A 14,538-nucleotide genomic window follows, 5' to 3' on the forward strand; every position below is an offset into this window, starting at 1 on the left:
ACGCGCGGTCATGGGCTCCGGCCGCCCCGGCCGCCAGTGTCGACGGTGGCCGGCGACCGGCGCCGGCGGGACCGGGAGGAGCAGGGACGTGCGCGTTCTGGTGGTGGGTGCGACGGGTGGATCGGGACGGGCGGCCGTGGAGGCGCTGGCCGGGCAGGGACACGAGGTGACCGCCTTCGCCCGGCGGGCGTCGGCCGCGTACACGGGGCGTCCCGGCGTCCGGGCCGTGGACGGCGACGCCACGGCGCCCGGGGACGTGGCGCGGGCGGTCCGCGGGCAGGACGCCGTCGTGGTGACCCTCGGCATCAGCGAGCACCCGCTCCGGGTGCGCCTGCTGGGCAGCCGCGGCACCCCGCCCGACGTCCGCTCACGGGGGACGGCCGCGGTGGTCGCCGCGATGCGGGAGCACGGGGTCCTGCGGCTGGTCGTCCAGTCCTCCTACGGCGTCGGGGAGACGCGCGACCGGCTGCCGCTGTCGGCCCGTCTGGTGTTCGCCCTCCTGCTGCGGCCGCAGATCGCCGACCACGAGCGGCAGGAGCGCCTCGTCCGGGACAGCGGCCTGGACTGGACGGTCGTCCAGCCGGTCTACCTCACCGACGGCGACGAGCCGGCCGCGACCTCGCCGTCCGGCGACACCGAGGGGATGCACGTCTCCCGGCGGGCGCTGGGCGGGGTGCTCGCCGACCTGGTGAGCGGACCCGGGGGCGGGCGCTGCCTCACCGTCTCCGGCGCCACGGCCGCCGTGGCGCCGGCACCGAGTACCTGAGAGCACGCTCACGGGAGGTGGGGGGCGAGAGGGTCCTCCTAGGGTCGGGGCCATGCGTGCGGTGATCGCGAGTGGACCCGGCGGCCCCGAGGTGCTCGGCTGGGGTGAGGTCCCCGACCCGGTGGCCGGTCCCGGCGAGGTCGTCGTCGACGTCGCGGCCACCGCCGTCAACCGGGCCGACCTGCTGCAGCGGGCCGGCCACTACCCGCCGCCGAGGGGCGCCAGCGAGGTCCTGGGCCTGGAGTGCAGCGGGATCGTCAGCGAGGTCGGCGAGGGCGTGACCGGCTGGTCCGTCGGCGACGAGGTGTGCGCGCTGCTGGCCGGCGGCGGGTACGCCGAGCGGGTCGCCGTCCCGGCCGTGCAGCTGCTCCCCCGCCCCGCCGGCGTGGAGCTCGCCACCGCGGCCGCGCTGCCCGAGGTCACCTGCACCGTCTGGTCCAACGTCTTCCAGCTCGCCGGCCTGCGCCGGGGTGAGGCGTTCCTCGTGCACGGCGGGTCCAGCGGCATCGGCACGATGGCCGTCCAGCTCGCCGTCCGGGCCGGCGCACGGGTGTTCACCACCGCCGGCAGCGCGGCCAAGCTCGAGTTCTGCCGCGAGCTCGGCGCCGAGGTGACGATCGACTACAAGTCCGAGGACTTCGTCGAGCGGGTGCGCGAGGAGACCGACGGCGCCGGCGTCGACGTGGTGCTGGACAACATGGGCGCGAAGTACCTGGCCCGCAACGTCGACGCCCTCGCCGTCGGCGGGCGGCTGGTGGTCATCGGCATGCAGGGCGGCACGCGGGCGGAGCTGGACCTCGCGAAGCTGCTGGCCAAGCGGGCCTCGGTGGCGGCCACGGCGCTGCGCTCGCGCCCGCCGGCCGGCCCGGGCGGCAAGGCCGACATCGTCGCCGCGGTGCGGGCGGAGGTGTGGCCCGACGTCGAGCGCGGCGTGGTCCGGCCGATCGTCGACCGGCGGCTGCCCATGTCGCGGGCGGCCGAGGCGCACCGCGTCGTCGAGGCCAGCGAGCACATCGGGAAGGTGCTGCTGCTCCCCGACGCGTAGGGACGGGGGCCTAGAGCAGCGCGCCGCGCAGCGCCGCCACCGAGTCGATCACGTAGCCGACCTCCTCGGCGGTGTTGTAGTGCACCAGCCCGAGCCGGACTGCGCCGCCGAGCTCGTTGACGCCGAGCGCGTCGAACAGCTCGCGGGCGTAGAAGTCGCCGTCCCAGGCGCAGATGCCCCGCCGGGACAGCTCGGCGGCCACCTGCCGCGGGCGCATGCCGGGCACGGTGAACGACAGCGTCGGCGTGGTGTGCTCGGGGAAGCCGACCACCTGCACGTGCCGCATGGCCCGCAGCGCCTGGTCCAGCCAGTCGAACAGGCCGGACTCGTACGCGGCGACGGCGGCCATGGAGGCGCGCAGCCGGTCGCGGCGGCTGCCGGTGGCGTCGTCGCACAGGCCGGCCAGGTGGTCGACGGCGGCGGTGACCCCGGCGTAGAGCTCGTACGGCGGCGTGCCGGTCTCGAAGCGGTCGGGGACGCGGTCGGGCGTGGGCAGCAGCCGGTCGGGGGCGAGCTCGGCGAGCAGGGCCGGGTCGGCGACCACCGCGCCCACGTGCGGGCCGCACCAGGTGTAGGCCGACACGGCCACGAAGTCCGCGCCCAGGGCGGTCTTGTCGAGGTACACGTGCGGTGCGGCCTGGACGGCATCGACGAAGACCAGTGCCCCGACGGCGTGCGCGCGGGCGGCGATCGCGGCGACGTCGGGCCGCGTGCCGATCGCGTTGCTGGCCGCCGTCACCGCCACCAGGCGGGTGCGCGGGGTGATGAGGTCGTCGTACTGCCAGGCGGGCAGCTCGCCGGTCTCGATGTCCACCTCGGCCCAGCGGACGACGGCGCCGACCTGCTCGGCCATCTGCAGCCAGGGCCGGATGTTGGCGTCGTGGTCGAGGCGGCTGACCACCACCTCGTCGCCGTAGCGCCAGGTCCGCGACAGCGCGCGGGCGACCGCGTAGACCAGCGAGGTGGCGTTCGGGCCCAGGACGACGCCGGTGGACACCCCGCCCACGAGGTCGGCGACCGCGGACCGCGCCGCGGCCACCAGGCCCTCCGTGCGCGACGACGACGGGAAGACCCCGCCCCGGTTGGCCACCGGCACCCGCATCGCCGAGGAGACGGCGTGCACGACGCTCTCGGGCATCAGCGTGCCGCCGGGGGCGTCGGTGTGCACGAAGCCGTCGGAGAGGCCGGGGAACAGGCCACGGACGCGCGCGACGTCCAGCCGTGGTTCCCCCGGGTGCATGCGGGCGACCCTAGTTGGGCGCTGCACCGGGACCGCTGCCGCACCCGGGCACCCCACCGCCCCGCGTCCACCCCGGGACGGCAAGGGGGAGGATGGGTGCATGACGGCACCGGGAAACGGCATGGAGCGTCCGCAGCAGGTCGTCGTCGTGGGTCCCGACGGACGACCGGTCGGCGCGATGCCCGTGCCCGCCGGCGGCCCGGACGGCGACGGCGACGGCGCGACGACCGTGGGCGACATGGTCGAACAGCCCGCCAAGGTCATGCGGATCGGCACGATGATCAAGCAGCTGCTCGAGGAGGTCCGCGCCGCGCCCCTCGACGACGCCAGCCGGGCCCGGCTGCGGGACATCCACACCTCGTCGGTCCGCGAGCTGGAGGAGGGCCTGGCGCCGGAGCTGTCCGAGGAGCTGCGCCGGATCACCCAGCCCTTCGGTGAGGGCGAGACGCCGTCGGACGCCGAGCTGCGGATCGCCCAGGCCCAGCTCGTCGGCTGGCTGGAGGGCGTCTTCCAGGGCATCCAGACGGCGCTGTTCGCCCAGCAGATGGCCGCCCGGGCGCAGCTGGAGGAGATCCGGCGCGGGCGGGCGCTGCCCCCGGGCACGGCCGAGCACCGCCCCGGCGGTGGCCAGTACCTGTAGACCTCGGTCGTGCACTCCCGCGGACGTGCACAGCGGCGCCGCCCCCGAGGGGACGGCGCCGCTGTCGTGTGCGGGGGTGCGGGTCAGACCGCGAAGCGGGCCACGGCCTCCTGCAGCTCGCCGCTCATGCGGGCGAGCTCAGCCGCGGCGCGCTGGGCGTCGGCGACCCGGGCACCGGTCTGCTGGGTGCCGGCGGCCAGCCCGCCGATGGCGGTGGCGATGTCCCGCGAGCCGCCGGCGGCCTCGGCCACGTTGCGGTTCATCTCGTTGGTGGTCGCCGTCTGCTCCTCGACCGCCGCGGCGATCGTGGCCTGGAAGTCGTTGATCTCCCCGATGACGGCGCTGATCCGGCTGATCGCCTCGACGGCGCCGGCGGTGTCGGCCTGGATGGCCTCGACCCGGCGGGAGATGTCCTCGGTCGCCCGGGCGGTCTCCTGCGCGAGCTCCTTGACCTCGCTGGCCACGACGGCGAAGCCCTTGCCGGCCTCCCCGGCGCGGGCGGCCTCGATGGTGGCGTTGAGCGCGAGCAGGTTGGTCTGCTCGGCGATGCCGTTGATCAGCTTCACGACCGTGGCGATCTCCTGCGAGGAGTCGCCGAGCTTGCCGACCGTGCGGGTCGTCGTCTCGGCGACGTCCACGGCCTGACCGGCCACGCGGGCGGCCTCGGCGGCGTTGTGCGCGATCTCCCGGATCGCGGTCTCCATCTGCGAGGAGCCGGTGGCGACGGTGTCGACGCTGGCGGCCACCTCCCCGGCGGAGGCGACGACGGCGTCGGTCTGGTCGGAGGCGGCGCGGGAGAACTCGGCGATGCCGCTGGCGGCGGAGTCGAGCTGGGTGGAGGCGCCCTGCAGTCGGCCGGCGGAGTCGCGGACGAGCACGAGCACGCCGCTGAGCGAGTCCAGCGTGCGGTCCAGCGAGCGGGCGACCTCGCCGAGCTCGCCGCCGCCGGTCTCCCCGGCGCGCACCCGCAGGTCGCCGCCGGCGACCTTGCCGAGCACCTCGCGGATCCGCTCGACCGGCCGGGTGACGCTGCGGGCGACGAGCACCGCGAGCACGATCGCGACGACCAGGCCCAGGGCCATGATCACCAGGGTCAGGGTGCGGGCGGCCGCGTAGGCGTCGGCGGCGTAGGTGGCGGTCGCCTCGGCGTCGACACGGGCGGTCTCGGTGGCCGCGGCGAGGGAGTCGGCGATGACGGCCTCGTTGGCGTTGAGGCGGGTGATGATCGCCTGCTGCTCCGCCAGGGGCAGGGTGCTGCCGGTCGGGGTCGCCCCGGCGACCAGGAGCTGCAGGTCGGCGAGGTAGCCCTGGGAGGCGGCGACGAACTCCTCGTAGGACGCGCGGGTCTCCGCGGACATGGGCAGCCCGGCCGCCGCGGCGGTGTCCTCGGTGAGCGTCTGCGCGGCCTCACCGGCCTTCTGCTGCGCCGAGGCGCGGCTCTCCGCCGGCAGGGTCACGATGTTGGCTCGCGCGGTGTGGGTCATGAGCTGCCACCAGTCGACCTGCAGCTGCTGCAGGCCGGCCACCGGCAGGGCGCCGTCGGTGTAGACCCGGTCGGCCCGGTCGCTGAGGCTGGCCATCCGGTCGATCCCGAAGACGCCGATGCCGATCGTCGTCAGGGCGACGACGAGGATCGCGCCCAGCAGGCGCGTGCGCAGGCCCCACCCTCCCGTCGCGGACTCGGCGGGAGGCGTCTGCGGGACGCGGGTCGGGGTGGTGCTCATGTGCTGCCCTCCGTGGCGCGCGATCGGTCGCGTTCCACATCGGCAGCCCGGCGGCGGGCTTGAGTCGGCTCAGAGCGAGGCGAGGAAGGCGGCGACGCCGTCGTCGTCGTTGGTGCCCGTGACGTCGGTCGCGGCGGCGAGCAGGTCCGGGTGGGCGTGCGCCATGGCGACGGCCCGGCCGCCGCCCTCGCGGACCCAGTCGAAGGCCGCGATGTCGTTGGGCATGTCCCCGAACACGACGACGTCGGCGGGGTCGACGCCGTGCCGGGCGGCCACCCGCGCCAGCCCGGTGGCCTTGGTGACCCCGCGGGCGGAGATCTCCGCGAGCGCGTCGGACGAGGAGTTGGTCACCGTCGCGCGGTCGCCGACGACGTCCTCGACCAGGGCGACGAACTCGTCGCGCCCCATGTCCTCGTGGCGGGCCAGCAGCTTGGCCGCGGGGACGGCGACGATCTCCTCCAGCGGCGCCTCGGCGACGCCGGGCGCGTCGACGTCCCAGCGCGGTCGGTAGACCGGCTCGTGCCGGAACTCCAGGCCGTACTCGACGGCGAACCATGTGTCCGGCTGCACCCGGCGCAGGCCCGCGGTGACCTCCTCGAGGACCGCGGGCGGGAGCGCCTCCTCCTCGAGGATCTCGAAGGTCTCCAGGTCCAGCAGCACCGCGCCGTTGCAGCAGACCGCGGTGCCCCGGCCCAGGACCTGCCGGATGCGGTGCATCCAGCGCGGCGGGCGGCCGGTGGCCAGCACGACCGGGACGCCGTCGGTCCGCCACCGCTCCAGCTCGGCCACCGTCCCCGGGCTCACGGTGTCGTCGGAGCGCAGCAGCGTGCCGTCCATGTCGCTGGCGATCAGCCGCGGCTTCCAGTCAGACATCGCGCATCAGGTCAGACATCGCGCATCCGGTCAGACACCGGCCAGCACCGCCTCGAGGTAGCGGGCGACGCCGTCGGCGTCGTGCCCGCCGGTGCGGCCGCGGGCGGCCGCGCGGACGGCCGGGTGCGCGTTGGCCACCGCGACCGCGTGCCCGCCGGCGTCGGTGACCGCGCCGATCATCGGCAGGTCGTTGGGCATGTCGCCGAAGACGAGGACGTCGCCCAGGGCCACGCCGTGGTGCTCGAGCGCGACGGCGAGGCCGGTGGCCTTGGTGACGCCCGGCGGCAGCACCTCGATGAAGCCCAGGCCGGCGTGGGTCAGCTCGGCCTCGGCCGGGTCGACGACGCGCCGGGCACGGGCGAGCAGCTCGTCCTGCCCGAGCGTGGACGAGCGCAGGAACACCTTGAGCACCGCGCCCTCGGGGATGACCGAGTGGCGGGGCAGCAGGTGCGCGGGCTCGGGGTAGGGCCAGTCGAAGCCGTGCTGTACGCGCAGCGCCGCGCGGGCCTCGGCCTGCTCGGCGGCGTCCTCGACGGCGAGCACGAGGTCCCCCGCCACCTCCTCGATCCGGGAGACGACGGTCTCGGCCTGCGAGCGCGGCAGGCCGACGGTGCGCAGCACCTCGTCGTGCTCGAGGTCGACGACGTAGCCGCCCTGCGCGAGGACGGCGATGCCGCGGCCGCCGAGGGCCGCCCGCACGCTGTCGACCAGCCGCGGCCCGCGGCCGGTGACCCCGACGACGGGGATGCCGGCGGCCCAGCAGGCGTCCAGCGCCGCGCGGGTGCGGGGGCTGACCTCGCCGGAGGAGTCGAGCAGGGTGCCGTCGAGGTCGGTGGCCACCAGCCGCGGTCGCCAGGTCCCGAGCTCGTCGAGCACGCCGCCGAGGTCGACGACGTCGCCGGCCTCCGGCACCGCCCCCGGGACCGGGAGCGCGGCCGGTGGCTGGCTGCTCACGCGGGCACCGGCGCGGCCAGGGTCATGCCGGGGGTGAGGACCTCGTGCCCGCCCAGCCAGGGCCGCAGCGCCGCCGGCACGTGCACCGAGCCGTCCGCGCGCTGGTGCACCTCGAGCAGGCAGGCGATGGTGCGGGCGATCGCGCACAGCGTGCCGTTGAGCGTGGCCGCCGTCTGCGGCTTCCCGTCCTCGTCGCGGTACCGGATGGCCAGCCGGCGGGCCTGGAAGGTGGTGCAGTCCGAGGTGCTGGTCAGCTCGCGGTAGGTGCCCTGGCTGGGGAACCAGGCCTCGATGTCGTACTTGCGGGCGGCGCTGGTGCCGAGGTCGCCGGCGGCGATGTCGACCACCCGGTAGGGCAGCTCGAGCGCCTGGAGGAACTCCTCCTCCCAGGCGAGCAGCCGCAGGTGCTCGGCGGCGGCCTCCTCGGGCCGGCAGAAGGTGAACATCTCGACCTTGTCGAACCAGTGCACGCGGATGATGCCGCGGGTGTCCTTGCCGTAGGACCCGGCCTCGCGGCGGAAGCAGGACGACCAGCCGGCGTAGCGGCGCGGCCCCGCCGACAGGTCCAGCACCTCGTTGGCGTGCATCCCGGCCAGCGCCACCTCGGAGGTCCCGACGAGGTACAGGTCGTCGCGCTCGACCCGGTAGACCTCCTCGTCGTGCTCGCCGAGGAAGCCGGTGCCCTCCATCGCCTCGGGCTTGACCAGCGCCGGCGCGACGACGGGGGTGAACCCGGCGGCCACCGCGCGGCTGATCGCCAGCTGGGCGAGGGCGAACTCGAGCAGCGCGCCGGGGCCGGTGAGGAAGTAGAAGCGGGCGCCGGAGACCTTCGCGCCGCGCTCCACGTCGATGGCGCCGAGCGCCTCGCCGATCTGCAGGTGGTCGCGGACCTCGAAGTCGTAGGACGGCACCTCGCCCACGGTGCGCAGGGTGACCGCGTCGTCCTCGCCGCCGGACGGGACGTCGTCGTGGACGACGTTGGCCAGCGCCAGGTGCGCCTCGCGCAGCGCGGCGTCGGCCGCGCGCTGGGCCTCCTCGGCCTCCTTGACCTGCGCGGCGAGCGCCTTCGCCCGCTCCAGGACGGCGGGCCGCTCCTCCTTGCTCGCGCCGCGGACCGCCTGCGAGGCCGTCTTCTGCTCCGCGCGCAGGTCGTCGGCGCGCTTGACGGCGGCGCGGCGGGCCTCGTCGGCGGCCAGCAGCGCGTCGACCCGGGACTCGTCGGCGCCGCGGGCGCGCTGGCTGGCACGGACGACGTCGGGGTGCTCGCGCACCAGGCGCAGGTCGATCACGTACCGATCGTAGGTGGGGCGCGCGGGCCCGCCCCGCGCACGCAGGGCGCGTCCACCCCCGGCGGGGTGGACGCGGCCGGCGCTCACGACAGGGTGGCGCGCTCGTCGCCCGGGCACGGGACCCGGGCGGCGTCCTCGCTCTCGCCGTCCGGGCCGCGGGCGATCAGGTCCCGGTACTCGTCGATCTCCTGCGTGCGCAGGGCGGGGCCCTCGTGCAGCTGGTCCACCCCGTCGGCCGCCCGTCCCGTCACCTGCCGCACGCCCGGCATGCTCGGTGCGGAGCGCACTCCAGCGCACGTCCGCATCCGGGCGCACCGCCGCGCGCGAAGACGGTGCACCGACCGGGAGGGAGACCGCCGTGACCGCCACCCCACCGGGCAGCCGCGGGCGCTGGCTGCTGCTGGCGACCGCGCTCGGCCAGGCCGTGAGCCCGCCGCTGGCGGGGTTCGACCAGGGCTCGGGCAGCGACCCGGTGATCGTGCCGCCGGGACCCTTCTTCGCCATCTGGGGCCCGGTGGTGCTCGGCTGCCTCGCCGCCGCCGTGTACGGGTTCCCGCTCCGCCGCGCGACCGCCGACCCGTGGCGGCGGGTGCAGGTCCCGCTGTCGGTGGCGCAGGGGGGGTTCGTCGTCTGGCTCGTGGCCGCGGCCCGGTGGCCGGCGCTGACCGTGCCGGTCTTCGCCGGCATGCTGGCCGCCCTGCTGGTGTGCCTGCGCGTCCTCGTCCGGACGCCGGCCGACCGCGTGACCCGTCTCCTCCTGACCGGCAGCGTCGGCCTCTACGCCGGGTGGGCCAGCGCGGCGGTGTGGGTCAACGCGGCGACCGTCCTCCCGGGCCGGCTGACCGTCGGCACCCTCGTCCCCGCGCTGCTCGTCGTCGGCGCCGCGCTCACCGCCGCGGTCCTGGCCTGGTCCCTGCACGGACAGCCCGCGTTCGTCCTCGCCGCCGCCTGGGCCCTGGTCGGCGCGCTCGTCTCCAGCCTGGGCGCCGGCGCCACCGCACTCGTGCTGGTGGCCGGCGCCGGGCTGGCCGCCGTCGCCGTGTCCGCGGTGCTGGGGGCCCGGCGCACCGCGTGAGGACCGGCACGTCCGGCGTCCGGTACGGGACACTGGGGGCATGCGGTTCCTCAACGGTCAGCGCCCGCCCACCGACCTGACCTACGCCGACGTGTTCATGGTGCCCGACCACAGCACCGTCGGCTCCCGGCTCGAGGTCGACCTGACCACGCCGGACCGGGTGGGCACGACCATCCCGGTCGTCGTCGCGAACATGACCGCGATCAGCGGCCGGCGGATGGCCGAGACCGTCGCCCGCCGCGGCGGCCTCGCGGTGCTGCCGCAGGACATCCCCGTCGACGTCGTCGGCGAGGTCGTCTCCTGGGTGCACGGCCGGCACCCCGTCTACGACACCGCGATCACCCTGTCCCCCGGCTCGACCGTGGGCGAGGCGCTGTCGCTGATGACCAAGCGCGCGCACGGCATCGTCGTGGTGGTCGAGGACGGCGTGCCCGTCGGCGTGGTCACCGACGGCGCCTGCCAGGGCGTGGACCGGTTCAGCCAGCTCTCCCAGGTCATGGCCGAGCACCCGCTGACCATCCCGGCCGGCACCGAGCTGCCGAAGGTCTTCGACGTGCTGTCCGAGGAGCGGGTCAGCGCCGCGCCGGTGGTCGAGGGCGAGCGGTTGGTCGGCGTGGTCACCCGCAAGGGCGCGCTGCGCTCGACGGTCTACACGCCCGCGGTCAACGCGCAGGGGCAGCTGCTCACCGCGGCCGCCGTCGGGATCAACGGCGACGTCGCGGGCAAGGTCTCCGCGCTGCTGGCCGCCGGGGTCGACGTGCTCGTCGTCGACACCGCGCACGGCCACCAGGACAAGGCGGTCGAGGCGGTGCGCGCGGCCCGGTCCGTGGCCGGGTCGGTGCCGGTGGTGGCGGGCAACGTGGTCACCGCCGAGGGCACCCGCGACCTGGTCTCGGCCGGGGCCGACGTCGTCAAGGTCGGCGTGGGCCCGGGCGCCATGTGCACCACGCGGATGATGACCGGCGTCGGCCGGCCGCAGTTCTCCGCCGTCGAGGAGTGCGCCGCCGAGGCCCGCCGGCTCGGGAAGCACGTGTGGGCCGACGGCGGGGTGCGCCACCCCCGCGACGTCGCCCTGGCGCTGGCCGCCGGCGCGGCCAACGTGATGGTCGGCTCGTGGTTCGCGGGCACCTACGAGAGCGCCGGGGACATCCACGACGACGGCAGCGGACGGCTGTACAAGGAGTCCTTCGGGATGGCCTCGGCGCGCGCGGTCAAGGCGCGGACGGCGCAGCAGAGCGGGTTCGACCGTGCCCGAGCCGCGCTGTTCGAGGAGGGCATCTCGTCGTCGCGGATGTACCTCGACCCGGCCCGTCCCGGCGTGGAGGACCTGGTCGACGGGATCGTCGCCGGGGTCCGCTCGTCGTGCACCTACGCCGGGGCCCGCACCATCGACGAGTTCCACGAGCGGGCGGTGGTGGGGGTGCAGAGCGCGGCCGGCTACGAGGAGGGCCGCCCGCTGCCCACCAGCTGGTGAGGCCGCTCCCCCGGGAGGTCTTCGAGCAGCTGGTCGCCGACGCGCTGGACGCGGTGCCGGCCGAGCTCCTGGCGCTGCTGGACAACGTCGTCGTGCTGGTCGAGGACCGCAACGAGGACGAGCCGGACCTGCTGGGCCTCTACGAGGGGTACGCGCTGACCGAGCGCGGCTGGCAGTACGGCGGCGCGCTGCCGGACCGGATCATGATCTACCGCGAGGCCATCTGCGACGTCTGCTCGACCGCCGAGGAGGTGGTCGAGGAGGTGACGGTCACCGTCGTCCACGAGATCGCCCACCACTTCGGCATCGACGACGAGCGCCTGCACCAGCTGGGCTGGGGCTAGCGGGAGGCCGAGCCCCCCGCGCGTACCGTGATCACCGTGCCATCCGACGTCGCCAAGGGCAGCGGGCTGCCGATCAAGATGCTGCACGACCGGATCCTCGTGGCCCTCCGCAAGGAGGACGGCGAGCGGCGCTCGACCGGCGGCATCCTCATCCCGGCGACCGCCCAGGTGGCCAAGCGGCTGGTGTGGGGCGAGGCGCGCGGGGTCGGCTCGAGCGTGCGGCAGGTGAAGGTCGGCGACCAGGTGCTGTTCTCCCCGGAGGACCAGCACGAGGTCGAGGTCCACGGCGAGGAGCTGATCATCCTGCGCGAGCGCGACGTGCACGCCGTCGCCGCGGAGCGGATCGAGGAGTCCACCGGCCTCTACCTCTGACCGGACGCGGGAGGGCGGCGGGTGGACGACGCGGCGCTGCCCGCCCGGTACCGGGCACGGGAAGCGATCCGCACGTCCCGGGCACCGATCCGTGCGGATCGCTTCCTATGCCCGGGCGTGGCGGGCGATGACGTCGGTCATCGCGGTCAGCCAGCGCCGGACGACGGCGACGTGGGCGTCGGTGAGGTCCTCCATCGCCGCGAGCAGCTCCCGCTGAAGCCCGCCGAAGTAGGCGGCGCCGGCCGCCATTGTCGGCTCGGTCATCTGCAGGACGACGCGGCGCCGGTCGGCCGGGTCGCGCACGCGCTGCACGTGGCCGGCTCGCTCCAGCCGGTCGACCAGCGCGGTCACCGACGCCGAGCTCAGCCCCACCGCGGCGCCCAGTGCGCCCGCGGTCAGCGGCTCCCCGGCCCGGGCCGCGTCCATGATCGCGGTCACCGCGCGGACGTCGGTGCGTCCGAGGTGGTGGGTCTCGGCGAAGCGTTGACCGACGGCGTCGAGTTCGACCGTGAGCCGCCGCAGCAGCAGGGTGACCTCCACCCGCTCGTCGTCGTTGCGCGACACCTGCCCACCCCCTAATCTCTCGAACATCGAGATTATCGGCCCTCGAGAGGATTCCACCATGGCCCGTCGGGTCCGCTGGCTGCTCCCCCTCCTCGTCCTGCTGGCCTGGCTCGGCGCCGCCGGCCCGCTGGGCGCCCTGAGCGGCCAGCTCACCGGGCTCCAGGAGAACGACACCGCCGCCTTCCTCCCCGACAGCGCGGAGTCCACGCGCGTCGCGGAGCTCAGCCAGGCCTTCTCCCCCACCGAGGCCATCCCCGCGGTCCTGCTGTGGGAGGCCGACGAGCCCCTCGACCCCGCCACCCTCGACGCCGTCGGGCAGGCGCTGGCCGAGGCCACCGCCGTCGCCGAGGAGGCCGGCGCCCTGGCCGGGCAGACCTCGCCGCCGATCCCCTCGGAGGACGGCGAGGCGGTGCAGGCGGTGCTGCCGCTGACCCCCGAGCTGGGCGACGAGATCGTGGCCGTGGTCGAGGACCTGCGCGCCGCGATCGCCGTCGACGGCACCGACACCTTCGTCACCGGCCCGGGCGGCATCTTCGCCGACTTCGCCAACGGCTTCGCCGGGATCGACGGGCTGCTGCTGGCCGCGGCCTTCGGCGTCGTGCTGCTCATCCTGCTGGTGGTCTACCGCAGCCCGCTGCTGCCCTTCCTGGTCATCGGCACCGCCGGCCTCGCGCTGACCGCGGGCAACGCGGTCGCCTACCTGCTCGCCGACGCCGACCTGATCACCGTCAACGGCCAGAGCCAGGGCATCGCGGCGATCCTGGTCGTGGGCGCGGCCACCGACTACGGGCTGCTGCTGGTCGCCCGCTTCCGCGAGGAGCTGCAGCGCGAGCCGTCCCGGTTCACCGCCATCCACGTGGCGCTGCGCCGCTCGTGGGAGCCGATCGTGGCCTCGGGGGCGACCGTCGTCCTCGGCGTCCTCTGCCTGCTCTTCTCGGACCTCGCGTCCAACCGCGGGCTCGGGCCGATCTCGGCGGTGAGCGTGGCACTCGCCGTCGTCGCGGCGCTCACCTTCCTGCCGGCCGCGCTCGCCCTGCTCGGCCGCGCCGCGTTCTGGCCGTTCCGCCCGCACGTCGGGGACCAGCCCCGCGAGGGGCGCGGGTGGCGGCGGGTCGCGGCCCTGGTCGGCCGCCGGCCGCGGCGCGTCCTGGCCCTCAGCACGCTGGCGCTGGTCGCCGCCGCGGTGTTCGCGCCCACCTACGACGCCAGTGGCATCACCTTCAGCGACGCCATCCGCGGGGAGTCCAACGGCGTCGACGGGCAGGAGGCGCTGGCCCGCCACTTCGACGCCGGCTCGGGCAGCCCCACCGTCGTCGTCACGCCGGAGGGGACGTGGCCGGAGGTCGCCGAGGCGGCCGCGGCGACCGAGGGCGTGGCGTCGGCCGTCCCGTTCACCGGCGGTCCCCCGGGCGCCGACCCGCTCGTCGTCGACGGGCTGGTGCGCCTGGACGTCACCCTCGCCGTCCCGGCCGACAGCACCGAGGCCATCGACGTCGTCCAGGACCTGCGGGCCACCCTCGACGACGCCGACCCGGCGGCCCTCGTGGGCGGCGACACCGCGAGCAACCTCGACGCCCGGGAGACCGCCGCGCGCGACCTGCGGGTGATCGTGCCGAGCGTGCTCGTGGTGATCACCGTCGTCCTGGCGCTGCTGCTGCGCTCGCTGGTGGCGCCGCTGCTGCTGGTCGCCACCGTGGTGCTCAGCGTCGGCGCGACGGTCGGCGTCGCCGCGCTCCTGTTCGACGGCGTCTTCGGCTTCCCGGGCAGTGATCCGGGCATCCTGCTGATCGGGTTCGTGTTCCTGGTCGCCCTGGGGATCGACTACAACATCTTCCTCATGACCCGGGCGCGGGAGGAGTCCGCGCGGCACGGCACCCGCGACGGCGTCCTGCGCGCGCTGGCCGTCACCGGCGGGGTCATCACCAGCGCCGGGCTGGTCCTGGCGGCGACGTTCGGGGCGCTGGCGGTGCTGCCGCTGCTGTTCCTCACCCAGCTGGCGTTCCTCGTCGGGTTCGGCGTGCTGCTCGACACCTTCGTGGTCCGCTCGCTGCTGGTGCCCTCGGCGGTGGCGCTGCTCGGCGACCGCACCTGGTGGCCGAGCCGCCTGTCCCGCCGCCGGTCCCCCGAGCCCGAGCGCGAGCTCGAACCCGCGTGATCGGCCCTCCTGCAGGGCCCCGC

At 75.6% G+C, this 14,538-nt stretch carries 15 protein-coding genes; 8 read left to right on the forward strand and 7 right to left on the reverse strand.

All coding sequences use genetic code 11. The features are described 5' to 3' along the window. Positions 1-88: 88 nt before the first annotated feature. Both ACI796_RS11935 and ACI796_RS11940 read left to right on the forward strand, forming a co-directional pair. Positions 89-766, forward strand: coding sequence for an NAD(P)-dependent oxidoreductase (locus tag ACI796_RS11935; protein ID WP_456941446.1), 678 nt, complete (start codon positions 89-91; stop codon positions 764-766). A gap of 52 nt (positions 767-818) precedes the next feature. Further along, positions 819-1,811 carry an NAD(P)H-quinone oxidoreductase gene (locus ACI796_RS11940; RefSeq protein WP_456941447.1) on the forward strand — a complete coding sequence of 331 codons (993 nt, stop codon included), beginning with the start codon at positions 819-821 and terminating at the stop codon, positions 1,809-1,811. A 10-nt stretch (positions 1,812-1,821) separates the two neighbouring features. On the opposite strand, the gene ACI796_RS11945 is transcribed toward ACI796_RS11940, so the two are convergent. Continuing rightward, positions 1,822-3,051 carry a cysteine desulfurase-like protein gene (locus ACI796_RS11945; protein ID WP_456941448.1) on the reverse strand — a complete coding sequence of 410 codons (1,230 nt, stop codon included), beginning with the start codon at positions 3,049-3,051 and terminating at the stop codon, positions 1,822-1,824. 100 nt (positions 3,052-3,151) lie between these two features. Between ACI796_RS11945 and ACI796_RS11950 the strand changes: the two genes are divergently transcribed. Continuing rightward, positions 3,152-3,691, forward strand: a complete 540-nt coding sequence (locus tag ACI796_RS11950; protein WP_456941449.1) for a bacterial proteasome activator family protein — start codon at positions 3,152-3,154, stop codon at positions 3,689-3,691. Positions 3,692-3,774: 83 nt separating this feature from the next. Here the strand turns inward: ACI796_RS11950 and ACI796_RS11955 are convergent, their stop codons facing one another. From ACI796_RS11955 to ACI796_RS11975, 5 genes are all read right to left on the reverse strand, one after another. Then, on the reverse strand, positions 3,775-5,415 hold the full coding sequence (locus tag ACI796_RS11955) for a methyl-accepting chemotaxis protein (RefSeq protein ID WP_456941450.1): 1,641 nt from the start codon (positions 5,413-5,415) through the stop codon (positions 3,775-3,777). Between the two features lie 69 nt (positions 5,416-5,484). Continuing rightward, on the reverse strand, positions 5,485-6,288 hold the full coding sequence (locus ACI796_RS11960) for a Cof-type HAD-IIB family hydrolase (protein WP_456941451.1): 804 nt from the start codon (positions 6,286-6,288) through the stop codon (positions 5,485-5,487). 30 nt (positions 6,289-6,318) lie between these two features. Next, positions 6,319-7,242, reverse strand: a complete 924-nt coding sequence (locus ACI796_RS11965; RefSeq protein WP_456941452.1) for an HAD family hydrolase — start codon at positions 7,240-7,242, stop codon at positions 6,319-6,321. Continuing rightward, positions 7,239-8,531 carry a serine--tRNA ligase gene (gene serS / locus ACI796_RS11970; RefSeq protein WP_456941453.1) on the reverse strand — a complete coding sequence of 431 codons (1,293 nt, stop codon included), beginning with the start codon at positions 8,529-8,531 and terminating at the stop codon, positions 7,239-7,241. The genes ACI796_RS11965 and serS overlap by 4 nt, the downstream gene beginning before the upstream one ends. 83 nt (positions 8,532-8,614) lie before the next feature. Next, positions 8,615-8,791 (reverse strand): hypothetical protein, encoded by a 177-nt coding sequence (locus ACI796_RS11975; protein WP_456941454.1) that lies wholly within the window; start codon positions 8,789-8,791, stop codon positions 8,615-8,617. A 98-nt stretch (positions 8,792-8,889) separates the two neighbouring features. Between ACI796_RS11975 and ACI796_RS11980 the strand changes: the two genes are divergently transcribed. The 4 genes from ACI796_RS11980 to ACI796_RS11995 are packed head-to-tail and all read left to right on the forward strand — an operon-like array spanning position 8,890 to position 11,796. Beyond that, a complete protein-coding gene (locus ACI796_RS11980; RefSeq protein ID WP_456941455.1) occupies positions 8,890-9,606 on the forward strand; it encodes a hypothetical protein in 717 nt (238 codons plus the stop codon). Between the two features lie 40 nt (positions 9,607-9,646). After that, positions 9,647-11,080, forward strand: coding sequence for a GuaB1 family IMP dehydrogenase-related protein (locus tag ACI796_RS11985; protein ID WP_456941456.1), 1,434 nt, complete (start codon positions 9,647-9,649; stop codon positions 11,078-11,080). Continuing rightward, positions 11,077-11,424, forward strand: coding sequence for a metallopeptidase family protein (locus ACI796_RS11990; RefSeq protein ID WP_456941457.1), 348 nt, complete (start codon positions 11,077-11,079; stop codon positions 11,422-11,424). Before ACI796_RS11985 ends, ACI796_RS11990 begins: the two co-directional genes overlap by 4 nt. A 36-nt stretch (positions 11,425-11,460) precedes the next feature. Further along, a complete protein-coding gene (locus ACI796_RS11995; protein ID WP_456941458.1) occupies positions 11,461-11,796 on the forward strand; it encodes a GroES family chaperonin in 336 nt (111 codons plus the stop codon). A gap of 105 nt (positions 11,797-11,901) precedes the next feature. On the opposite strand, the gene ACI796_RS12000 is transcribed toward ACI796_RS11995, so the two are convergent. Further along, positions 11,902-12,360 (reverse strand): MarR family winged helix-turn-helix transcriptional regulator, encoded by a 459-nt coding sequence (locus ACI796_RS12000; RefSeq protein WP_456941459.1) that lies wholly within the window; start codon positions 12,358-12,360, stop codon positions 11,902-11,904. Between the two features lie 58 nt (positions 12,361-12,418). Between ACI796_RS12000 and ACI796_RS12005 the strand changes: the two genes are divergently transcribed. Beyond that, complete coding sequence (locus tag ACI796_RS12005; protein WP_456941460.1) at positions 12,419-14,515, forward strand: MMPL family transporter; 2,097 nt, start codon at positions 12,419-12,421, stop codon at positions 14,513-14,515. Positions 14,516-14,538 lie beyond the last annotated feature (23 nt).

Source organism: Geodermatophilus sp. SYSU D00525, from assembly GCF_054050475.1.